Below are 11,022 nucleotides of genomic sequence, written 5' to 3'. Positions count from 1 at the left end.
AACTTTCCGTTGACTTTATTGAGACTGATTTTCAACTCGGTCTTATGCACCTGGAAATTCAAACGCAGGATTGGATCGTATACGGAATCGTAAGCCTAACGGCGATTCGACTGTTTTTCCCTCTGTGGTCGGTGTTCCGAGAATTCACACAAAGCTCGTCCGGCGCACAACGAGAAGACTTCGGTTGTTATACACAAACGTGCGGAAGTTGCGAAGTCAAATCCTCATCAAAAGGAAACGATCCCGTTCTCCACTAATGCAAGAGCGACGCCGTCGTCTTCGTTGCTGTATCGCGTAACGTATTTCGCGTTTTCACGGATTTCCGAAATAGCGTTTTTCATCGCGAACCCCGCACCGCTTTGAAGGAGCATTTCCAAATCGTTGCGTTCGTCTCCGAAAGAAACGACTCCCTTTCCATCCAAACCTTTGCTCTCCAAAAAACGAGATATACCCGACCACTTGGAAACCGAGCCGTTGATGATTTCCGCACAATAGGAAACGCCGGGGATTTTGGTGATAATACAGCGGAGGCCGGCGGCGGAGGGCAGGGATTCCATCTTGCGAGTCAAAGAATCCAAGTCTTCTTTTCGAAGGGATAAAAAGCAGACGACTAAAATTTTTTCCAAGTCCGCGGATAACAAATCTCCCACGGCTCTTGTTCGGGAATGATCGCCGCCGGAATAACTGTGATACATTCCGTCGGTGATGGGAGTTTCCGTAATCATATCCACTCCTTCTTCGAACGTATCCACGTGAAGAATCGGAGGTGTGTGAAATTCCTTTCCGAGAAAAAGAATATCCCGAACCAAGTCCGGCCGCAGATAACTTTCCGAAAGACGTTCCGCATCGGGGGATCTCCTCAGAATCTGACCGTTATTGGAAACTACGTGCACTTCTCCCCGAAACTCTTTCGCAAACGAGAACGTGGAATAAAATCTGCGCCCCGTAGCGATCACAAGATTTTTTCCCTGATCGATTGCCTTTTGTAAAACGGCATGCGTCAAAGGAGAAATTCTACTTTTAGAATTGAGAAGTGTTCCGTCCAAATCTACGGCAATCGTATGAATCGAAGTCGGATCAAAGAAACTCATGGATTCTTTTAGAAAATCCCAAGCCGAAATTTAGTGAACGATTTTTTTGCGAAGAGGTTTTCTTTTTTGGTAAAACGGAGAACAGTGGATTCTAAAGGTTGTAAACGGAAAGACGAATATGGAACTCAGCTTAGCATACTCACCCTGTCCCAACGATACGTTTTTATTCTATCATCTCGTACACGGAAATGCGGCCGGCGGGTTTCGGATCCGAGAGGAATTGTACGATGTGGAGGAATTGAATCGCGCCGCGCTCCACGGCAAATATCAAGTTACAAAACTTTCTTTCGCGGCGTATTTTTCGGTAATGGATCGTTATAGCATTTTAGATTCCGGTTCCGCGCTGGGAAGGAATTGCGGGCCTTTACTTGTACATAAAAAGGGAAAACGTCCTGGCGCAGGTGCACGAGGAAAAAAGATATTGATCCCGGGGGAATTGACCACCGCGAACCTACTTTTAAAATTATTTCTGAATAACGAATACGAACCGCAAGCGGTGCGTTACGACAAGATCATTCCTCTTCTTCTTTCGGGAGAAGCCGACTTCGGCGTTTTGATTCATGAAGAACGTTTTACTTATGAAAGACAAGGTCTCGTCAAACTACAGGATCTAGGGCAATGGTGGGAAGAGACGACGGGCAAACACATTCCGCTCGGTGCCATCGCGTTCAGAAGAGATCTTGGAGAAGATCTGAAATCGGATTTCGATCTTTCGCTCAAAAAAAGTCTGGAATCCGGATATCAAAACCGAGAGGAAACGTATCAATACATTCTGCAACATTCGCAAGACACCACGAGAGAAGTAGTGGATGCTCACATCGAATTGTATGTGAACGAGTTCACGCGCTCCCTCGGAGAAGAGGGAAGAGATGCGATTCTGGCCTTGTATCAAAAAGGCGTTCAAGCCGGGTTTCTACCCGCGGGGAAGGAAAGAAGCCTATTTTAAACGAAGAGTTCCCTGGGTTCGATTTTAAACTTGTAACCAACGAGTTTGAATCGTGTCGGCGAAGGCTTTGCCGACACGATTCCCATGGTTCGACGGTAGAATTGGTTTAGTCTGCAATTCGTCCGCGAGTCCGTCGCGGCCATGTCGTTCGAATTTGATCCTTCCGTAGACTCATTTTCTTTTTTTCCTACCTACGTTTCGCTTCTTCCACCGTATCCCAGTCCTTGTCATCGAAATCTACTTTGACTTCACCGACCTTTGCCCGCATCTGCATTACCTGCATTCTCACCACCTTTTTCTTCGGAACCGGACGAATATCACAATCCTAAGATTCGTAAGATTGTGCTGAAAGGTTCGTTTATTTTTTTGTTTTTCTCTGTTTTTAGAATCGTAGCCGATCTTATGCGAACAGAGCGGGAACCGATCAGGTATGGACCGAATTTTTTTAAGTTCTCACTATGTTCTCAAATCACCCCTCAATGAAGAAAAACAAAGGATGATCACTCTACTCGTCCCGGAATCCACACGGACGCAATTGTCTGCAGAGCGGCAAAAAAATTTAGGAAAGAACCTTCCTCATTTATTGCGAAAGTATGCAAAGCTGATCTCGTCCCAAAATCGCATCAACGAGGAAGCCACTTGCACCTTGTATCAAAAAAACCAAGGGCGCTTGGTGAAAATCAGCGTGAGGATGGAAACAAAATATTGGAATCTTTTGGGGGTTTTGGCGAGTTCCCACGGAGTCTCTCGCTGCCTTCTTTATAACTATCTTTTAACGCTGGAAGAAGCTGGAGTGGGGGATTTTACCGAAAAAGTTTTGGGTGATGGAGTTCCAGCATTCTCAAATATCTACAGATATATCTGGCACCTCGACACGACAAAAAACACAGCCCAAAAAAGTCTCAAAATCCTCCCAAACCCGATGGAAACCTTCTTCAACCCGAAAAAATACTTCCCAACGGAAGAGATATTCGACTCTTAAAGCGAACCGCCTTTCAATTCCCGAACAATATCATAACTCGCGTGACTTTGATTCAGAGTAAAAAGATGAATTCCAGGCGCCCCCATATCCAAAAGCTCGCGACATTGATTTACGGTGAAATTCAAACTTCTCCTATAAAACTCTTCCGGTCGATGCTCCACCTCTTGCAGATCCCGAATCAGAGAAGAAGGAAATTCACAACCGGCTATGGAGCGAAACCTCTCGATCTGAGAAAAAGAGGTGATCGGCATAATACCGGGAATTACCGGAACGCCGATTCCGACCTTTCGAACCAGATTCAAAAATTTTTCGAACGTAGAATTCACGAAAAAAAGCTGCGACACTAAAAAATCGGTCCCGGCTTCGACTTTCAACTTCAAATGCCTCACATCGTCTTCTAACGTCTTTGCATCCGGATGTTTTTCCGGATAACAACCGCCTCCGATACAAAAGTCGAGATTTTCCGAACGAATAAACGAAATCAACTCCGTCGCATTCGCAAAACCGCCCGGAGTTTTCTTAAATTCTCCCTGGCCCCTTGGCGGGTCCCCCCGCAAAGCCATAAGATTCTGAATTCCCTCAGAGCGAATTCTCTTTAACGATTCCAATATCTTAGATTGATCCGCCCCTACACAAGTAAAATGAGAAACGGCTGGAATCGAATGATTCTTTCCAATCAAGGACACAATCTCGGCCGTCTTCTCCTGAGTCGAACCTCCGGCTCCGTAGGTTACGCTTACGAAATCCGGATGAAGAGAAGACAATTCCTGTACCGTCTCCATCAACTTTGTATCTCCCTCGGGAGTTTTGGGAGGAAAAAATTCGAACGAGTAAACCGGCCCTTTCGCTGAGCCGTAAATTTCGGATATTCTTTTCATAAACCTGGATTCAATCATTGGAAACAAAGAAGCATCTGGACTTGTCCTCTTCCGGATCGAAGCGGAGTCAACGCCTTTCCGAATAAGGAACCGGGACGAAGCGACTCCGCCGAAATTCGAACAGCGTGTCCGCCGGTCAGACCGGTCGCAAGTAAATCTCCCGGCTGAATCGGATATGCAGAAGCATCCGCATTTACGGTAACAACTCCGGATACTGCTACGAGCCAATACGCTCCTTCCGCAGGCGCTTCGGCTCCAAAAAGCAGAGCCGCCGACTTGACGGCAACACCGATCGCGTTCGTCGCATTCGCCGTTTTCGATTTCTGCAAACGCCCGTCCTCGCCCATCACGAGTATATCTCCTTCCCCGATCACGTCGGACGGGCTTACCGCAAAAAACCTCGCAATACAATCCGCATTTTTCCCCGTCGAAATCCGGACCGTCCCGGAGAACTCCGATTCTCCTTCCGCCAAAAAAGCTTTTCCCGAACCGATTTCGCCTAACGCAGAAATCCCCTTGCCCGTCGCATACAAGGCGACGCCCGACCGGGAATGAAACATTCCGCCAAACCCTCGTTTGGCGAGACCAAGAACGCCTGCCGATTCCTGGTCACTCGAAGAAGAATCTCCCCGAACACCGAACTTTTCCCCGTACCCCAAAATTCCGACATTTTTAGCGACACCGATCATCCCGGCGCCTTTTTCACTTTCGTTTTTTCCGTAGACGGGAGCGTGATTTTCAGGAGGAGGGGATATGTTGGAGTAAGAGGCTTCCGTGTTTCCTTTTACCTTCAACAAACCCGTATGTGAACTAAAGTCATGATCGATAGGAGCGTATTCGTGCGTATGTGGTTTGGGATCCCTTCTGTCTGATAATCGAGGATCGTCCGAAGCGACTACCTTGCCGGGAGCGTTGTTCCCCGAAGCGGCAATTTCCACGATTCCGGGATACGACGTTGTCGCAGTTCGAAGCCGTTTATCATTCCCTTGAACTACGACACCTTCCTTTGATTCTCCGGATTGGGCCAATTGTACGATCCCATGAGATTCCGCAGTGGCGATTTTTAGGCGTTTATCATTCCCTTGGACCGCCGCCTCGGCAGATTCTTCTCCACTTTTAGCAAATCGTACAATACCCGGAAACTCCGTATTCGCATTTCGAATCCTGGGATCATCCGCAGTTACCACCTTGCCAGGCTCGGCGGCGCCCGGCTCCGATAACACCGCAAGTCCGTATTTTTTCGTCGTGGCGATCTTCAGGCGATCGTCGTTCCCTTGGACTACGACACCTTCCTTGGTTTCACCGTTTTCCGCCAACTCCACGATTCCAAAACTGGAGGTGGTCGCCGCCCGCAAACGGTCATCATTTCCTTGGACCACTCGCTCCGCCCGATTTTCGCCGTTAGACGCCAAACGAACCAAGCCGTGCGCGATTTCCGTGGCGTGTTTGAGTCGTTTATCGTTTCCTTGAACTACGACGAATTCCTTATCTTCTCCGTCGCCGGCCAACTCTACGATCCCTTTGTATTCGGTCGTCGCATCGCGCAAACGCCGATCGTTGGACTGAACCGCGACCCCTTCGGAATTTTCACCGTCCACCGCGAGCCGAACCAATCCCGAACGAAGCACGGTCGCATACGGAAGCGGCTCGGAAGTCGGTTTATTGGTAAGATCGCTGAGATGCGGAGTAGCGTATAACTCAAGTTCGACGATTTTCGTCTGATAAAATTCCTGAGCCTTACCGGCGATTTGACGCGCCACGAGTTTTAAAAAACGTACGTTGGTGGGAAGAAATCGCCATTGATACCAAACACCCGGTTCGGAGAGAAATTGATTTTCCTCCAAGAGCTGGTTCCAAGACAAATCGTCTTCGCTGTAATAGACGGTAAAACGTTCCGGAAAAAAAGTAGGATCGTTCTTCGGAGTCAGAAGACGCAACTCGTTGACCCTGCTGATGGATCCCAAATCGACTAAAAAGAATTCTTCACGAGGTGTAGGAACTTCTTGAGAAGACCAGCCGTAGTCCGGCCTTTGATCGATCAAATTTTCTTTTACCCAAAACCGATCTTGTTCCGAACTTACTTCGATTTTTACGATTCCGGAAATCCCGACTTCCAACGCGCCGATCGAAAGTTTATAATTTCCGGAATTGTCTTTTTCACCGACTTTACTGATTAATTTTAAGAACCTCGCCTGAACCAGGGAAAAGTTCCATTGCCCGGCCTTTTGATTCAATCGCCGAAATCCGGTCTCTTGGAGAATCGGTTCCCAAACGATTCCGTCCATGGAAATTTCGAACCGAAACGTATCGGGAAAAAAGGCGAGTTCCTGTGGATTGGAATGCAATCGAATCTGATTCAAACTCGCGGCCCCGTCCAAGGAAAGAGTGATGACGGAAATTCCCGGAGAAGATTTCGATTCGAAATAACGAAGGAGTTTTCCTTCCTTCAGCTCGAAGGTTCCTGAGGATTTGATTTCTCGGATTTTGACAGGGCCGGGGTGACTGATTCGAATGGATTCAGAGTTCATCAAAGATTGTCCTGGTGTTTCTCTTTTTAAAATTTAGAGGAAGTAGTTCGGTTTTCTTCGGTTTTTGCGGAAAATATAACCAATATCGGAGGACGGATTTCCTCTGTGAAGTACTTTGTAATCACCATCCGCAAAGACTCAGGCACCGGATCCAACAGACAAAGCGTTCTTCCATCCGGTTCCACACGGACTTGTTCTAAAATTTCCACGCTAGAACGAGTCAAACGTTCCTTCGACCAGAGTAAAAATCCTCTCCAAGTAGGATCTTTTCCCAAGTCAGAGCTGGGGTTTTGATTAAATTCAGGCATCGCACTTTCCTCTTCCGGCGAATTCCTAAGATTTTTACAGATTCCTTGGACATAGCGCAGATTGGTTTCCATTCCTCTGCCTTTTGCAATGGCAAGAGCTTCCGACAAAACAGAGGACCCGTATTTTTCTTCTAAGAAACTCAAAGTAATTTCTTTCTTACGATTTGGTTCTTGGTTTTGATTATTGGTAATGGTTATATTGATATGGTTTGGGTTCCCACTACCGAACCCCTGAGATCCCCCAGCTTCCACTCCCGCAGTCCCCAATTCTCCACTCCCGGGGTGTCCAAAAATATACCCCTGTGGTGGAATTTTAGAACCTTTGTAGTTAAAGCAAAAATAATACCGAGAACTTGTATGCCCGGTGCCGGGAGTGACCTGAAGCAGGCCCGCTTGGATCAAATCTCGTTTGCCTTGGATGATGGATTTTTTTGTTTTAAAACCGGTGAGTTTCAAAAGAACCTCCGTACTCGGCCAAACCGGTTTGAAGTGCTGATCACTAAATTTAAGCAGCACCAAATACAGCGTTTTGGCGGCCGAAGATAGGCCGGCCCACACACCGGATTCGATGATATCGGCAAAAAATTTGATGTACGGATAATGCTCGCCCATTTCCTTCGGAAACCCTCCCGGTTCGGAAAGTACATTAATTTTAAGCAAAAATTCCGAAGAAGGTTGACATTATCTGACATAATGATACTTATGTCTCATCCAACAACATTCCTTCGGGAAAATCCGGCCCCTGGTTTACCAGGGGAATTTTTTTATCCGGATCTACGAAATACGCCTCCGGCCCGCATCCTTTCGGATTCGAGTTCGTACTACATTTCCGTTTACTATATTATGTCACATTGAAGCGAGGCTTCCAGGTTTTGTCAATCTCATTGACTAATTTTGCGGACGTTTCTTTAATTTTCTTTTACTAAGTACCTGTATGTACCAAGCGAATGTCGCTTTAGCATTATTGTTAAGCGACATTATTCTTTTCTAAATTACGCGACCGAAACTCATTCGAATTTCTTTTTGATTTCTTTTCGGATCAGTTTAAGAATTTCTCCGAGGAGTTCGTCGTTTTCCGAGCTGATTTGAATTAGCCCCGGTTTTTTCGTAATTCTATAATCGCCTGATTTAGGGGATGACGAGTCGGGCGTTTTGGTCGTCGAATTTCCGAGTTTGGAGGAAAATAAGGTTTCCTCTTCTCGGTTAAAGGACTTTGCGTCCTTTACGGTTTTGAGCGCACCGGTGGAAACCAGATTGAGGAATTCGGGGAAACTTCCCTTTTTAGAAGCGGCAACCGCCTGGATCAGGAGATTTTTACTCTCGATTCCCGCGTCCTTGCAAAGCCTGAGTTCTTCTTTGCTGAGATTTGAAATTCCCAAAAGTTCGGTCATATAGCTCCGACTTTTTCCGAACAAATTTCCGAGTTCCTGATCCGTGTATTGGAAACTGGTTTTGAGATGGATCATCGCTTCGATTTCTTCATACGGGGAGAGATTTTCCCGTTGTAAATTTTCAATGATCGCCAACCGAAACGTTTCCTTTTCGTCTCGATCCAGGATTTTACATTCGACTTCGGACCAGCCGAGTTGTTTGGCTGCATGAAATCTCCGTTCGCCCGCCACGATACGATAAAATTCGTCTTCCGGATTTTGTTTGGTGACGATGATCGGCTGGAGTAGTCCGTCCTTTTCTAGGCTTCGGGCTAGGTCTTCGACCCCTTTTTTTCGCTCCTGTCTCGGTTGATTTTCGGAAGGCAGAATTTTTTCCAGACGAATTTTTCGAATGGTGCCTTCTAATTTTTCCGCCTGAAAAACATCCGCTAAGGAACCGAGCCGTTTACTTTTTGAGCTCATTCAAAAACTCCTCGATAAAACCTTCGTATTCTTGCGCTTGTTTGCTGGATTTGTTGTAATCGTAGACGGATTTTTTTGCAAGGTGCGATTCTCCGACGGCGACTCCGTCCGAGATGCTCGTTTCAAAAATGCGGAAGTATTTCGTCAAAACCGGAACGATCGTTTTGGTCAAAAGGGTTTGCGGTTTGAGTTGGGTGATGAGCGCTCCTAAGATTTCCAAACCGGGATTGATTCTCTTTTTGATACTCGTGATCGTTTGTTGTAAGCCGACGATTCCATCCACGGAAAACTTTTCGGCCTGCAGGGGAATGATTACGTAGTTCGATCCGACTAAAGCGTTGATCGTAAAAATCGACAAACTCGGAGGGCAATCGATGATACAAAAATCGAAACCTTCGAGACCCTGAAATGCGTCTCGCAAAATATAAGGGGCATCCACGGAACTTCCGGAAAGGGTTTCGACCTCGGCCAAATTCGTTTTAGAAGGGGCGAGAAATAGGTTTGGAAGTTTCGTTTCCATAAGAATTTCTTTGATCGTCATCCTCGAATTGAACACCCCGTGCATGGACTTTTCCAAGGCCTCGGGATTGGTAAAAATTCCTGTGGAGTTTGCCTGAGGATCTATATCTACAAGTAAGGTTTTCTTTCCTCTTCTTGCAAGACCCATAGACAGATTGAGAGAAGTGGTGGTTTTTCCTTCTCCGCCTTTCTGATTTGCGATGGATACAACTATCATGATTTTACCTTGTGGTTCGTTTCGAGACCGGATTTGTATTGAAACTAAAAAAGAAATCGGATCTTGTTTTGAATCCGATTCCCGTTTTTTGGCCGACATTTCTATTGTCGGACATCCGACATCGAATCCTTATCGGATGAGGATTTTGAAATTCCGAATTTTATATTTTTATAAAGGTTCGATCCGGCTTTCGTTTTCCAGATGGAACGAAGGATTTTTATCTTCAATCATTTATCAAAAATTCTCCCTTTTTTCCCCTTTTTTCGAAACAGCGCTTCCCAATGTCGGACGTCCGACTTTCCTCCCGTACTTAGTTGACAGGATGCTTAATTTTAAACATATTCCCTTTGTGCATTCCGACTTTTTGCATCCATTGTTTTCGGAGATTTCTTCGTCCCGATCCTTCCGGAAGAACTTTTCCGATTCCTTTGAGGATTGGCTCCGACTTTCGGACGGGGCTTGCGGAGTTTTGACATTGAGCTTTGATTCAGGTTCGAGTTTAGAAGAAGTCGCCGCGGTCGGATACAAAGAGGACGGATTTTTCTATTCATTTTTGGCCCGATCCACAGGCAATCTGGACCGATTGAACCGGGAGGTTTTCCCGCTCTGGTTTTCTGCAAAAGATCACGAATTATTTCATCCCGATTCCGCAGGATGTTTGGTCGCTGGAATTCGAGGAACATCTTCTCTGGAAGGTTTTTTTCTCGCGGAATTTCCGGTTCGTCCTCCGGAATCGATCTTTGTGTTATGGGCATTGTTGGCTCAAAAACTTTCAGCCCCTTTGGAGTCGAACGCGCAGGGTTCGGTTTTGCAGAATCGGAACTTACAAAATTCGCCCCGCACGGATTTATTTCGAAAGGAAGGCGTTGGGGAATTTTTAGCCGAATTGTCCGTAGGAAAGGAAGTTTTTTCCGAGTTTCGACAAACCGGATCTTGGGTTCGGATTTTGGGCGCTTCCGGATCCGGAAAAAAAACCCTCGGAAAATGGCTGCACCGATCGGTGAGTCCCGACAAAGGAATTTTGGTTTTAGGGTTTTTGCCCGAACAGAATTCCAAGCTCGAAAAATCCCTGGAAGATTGGATTCGAATGACGAATTCGGGGACCATCGTATTGGAAGGAATTCAAAAATTCACATCGAATCAGCAGAAATTTTTCTACCAAATTCTCACCACAGAATCCCGGGATTTTCGGCTCATTTTTACCGAATCCACGGATTTAGATTCCTCCGAACTCTATAAACCGTTTCGAGAACTTTTGAAACAAAAAACGATTTCCATTCCGGCATTTTCCGAGCTTCAACCTACGCAAAAAGAATCGTTTGTTTTGTTGTTTTTAGAAGAATTGAAGGAATTCCTGGGCCGAGAGGATTTAACGTTATCTTCGGAAAATCTGCAGAAGATTCTTGCCCTAAATTTAGAAACCAATCTTTCCGGCTTGCGCAATCTGTTGGAAGAATCCATTCTGAATTCTTCCGGATCCGAAATCGGAATTCGTGAAAAAAAGGTCGGAAAAGAGCGGATTTTAGCGCTTCCTGATTCCGAAGATTTGGATCTTCGGAGCGCGGTCGAAGCGGTCGAGCGTCAGAAAATTCTCCTGGCCAATAAATTGTTCGGCGGAAACCAAATTCGAATGGCCCGCGCGCTCGGAATTTCCCGGGGATCCTTGCAATATAAATTAAAACAATTGGAGATCGGTTGAG

10 protein-coding genes are annotated in these 11,022 nt (G+C 46.1%); 4 read left to right on the top strand and 6 right to left on the bottom strand.

Going from position 1 to position 11,022, the window contains the following annotated elements:
- Positions 1 to 44: 44 nt before the first annotated feature.
- Positions 45 to 257 (top strand): hypothetical protein, encoded by a 213-nt coding sequence (locus EHQ17_RS01650; RefSeq protein WP_135591837.1) that lies wholly within the window; start codon positions 45 to 47, stop codon positions 255 to 257.
- On the opposite strand, the gene EHQ17_RS01645 is transcribed toward EHQ17_RS01650, so the two are convergent.
- Positions 228 to 1,091 (bottom strand): HAD family hydrolase, encoded by an 864-nt coding sequence (locus EHQ17_RS01645; protein ID WP_135591839.1) that lies wholly within the window; start codon positions 1,089 to 1,091, stop codon positions 228 to 230. The genes EHQ17_RS01650 and EHQ17_RS01645 overlap by 30 nt on opposite strands.
- A gap of 118 nt (positions 1,092 to 1,209) precedes the next feature.
- Between EHQ17_RS01645 and EHQ17_RS01640 the strand changes: the two genes are divergently transcribed.
- Both EHQ17_RS01640 and EHQ17_RS01635 read left to right on the top strand, forming a co-directional pair.
- Positions 1,210 to 2,037, top strand: coding sequence for a 1,4-dihydroxy-6-naphtoate synthase (locus tag EHQ17_RS01640; RefSeq protein ID WP_135591841.1), 828 nt, complete (start codon positions 1,210 to 1,212; stop codon positions 2,035 to 2,037).
- A 430-nt stretch (positions 2,038 to 2,467) separates the two neighbouring features.
- Positions 2,468 to 3,019 (top strand): DUF1564 domain-containing protein, encoded by a 552-nt coding sequence (locus EHQ17_RS01635; RefSeq protein WP_135591843.1) that lies wholly within the window; start codon positions 2,468 to 2,470, stop codon positions 3,017 to 3,019.
- Here EHQ17_RS01635 and metF read toward each other — a convergent pair.
- The 5 genes from metF to EHQ17_RS01610 all read right to left on the bottom strand — a co-directional run bounded on the left by metF (position 3,016) and on the right by EHQ17_RS01610 (position 9,322).
- Positions 3,016 to 3,897 (bottom strand): methylenetetrahydrofolate reductase [NAD(P)H], encoded by an 882-nt coding sequence (gene metF, locus EHQ17_RS01630; protein WP_135591845.1) that lies wholly within the window; start codon positions 3,895 to 3,897, stop codon positions 3,016 to 3,018. The two genes, EHQ17_RS01635 and metF, sit on opposite strands and share 4 nt — an antisense overlap.
- Before the next feature lie 14 nt (positions 3,898 to 3,911).
- On the bottom strand, positions 3,912 to 6,425 hold the full coding sequence (locus EHQ17_RS01625; protein ID WP_135591847.1) for a discoidin domain-containing protein: 2,514 nt from the start codon (positions 6,423 to 6,425) through the stop codon (positions 3,912 to 3,914).
- Between the two features lie 26 nt (positions 6,426 to 6,451).
- Positions 6,452 to 7,345, bottom strand: a complete 894-nt coding sequence (locus EHQ17_RS01620) for a helix-turn-helix domain-containing protein (RefSeq protein WP_135591849.1) — start codon at positions 7,343 to 7,345, stop codon at positions 6,452 to 6,454.
- Between the two features lie 395 nt (positions 7,346 to 7,740).
- Positions 7,741 to 8,586 (bottom strand): ParB/RepB/Spo0J family partition protein, encoded by an 846-nt coding sequence (locus EHQ17_RS01615; RefSeq protein ID WP_135591851.1) that lies wholly within the window; start codon positions 8,584 to 8,586, stop codon positions 7,741 to 7,743.
- Entirely contained in the window at positions 8,570 to 9,322 is a 753-nt protein-coding gene (locus EHQ17_RS01610) for a ParA family protein (RefSeq protein WP_246057318.1), read from the bottom strand. The genes EHQ17_RS01615 and EHQ17_RS01610 overlap by 17 nt, the downstream gene beginning before the upstream one ends.
- A gap of 322 nt (positions 9,323 to 9,644) precedes the next feature.
- On the opposite strand from EHQ17_RS01610, the gene EHQ17_RS01605 reads away from it, so the two are divergent.
- Positions 9,645 to 11,021, top strand: a complete 1,377-nt coding sequence (locus EHQ17_RS01605) for a helix-turn-helix domain-containing protein (protein WP_135591855.1) — start codon at positions 9,645 to 9,647, stop codon at positions 11,019 to 11,021.
- The last annotated feature ends 1 nt before the right edge of the window (position 11,022 follow it).

The sequence above is a fragment of the Leptospira gomenensis genome (assembly GCF_004770155.1).
GTDB classification, from domain to species: Bacteria; Spirochaetota; Leptospiria; order Leptospirales; family Leptospiraceae; genus Leptospira; species Leptospira gomenensis.
The sequence above is the reverse complement of the archived record's forward strand: the minus strand, read 5'-3'. Positions and strand labels throughout refer to the sequence as shown.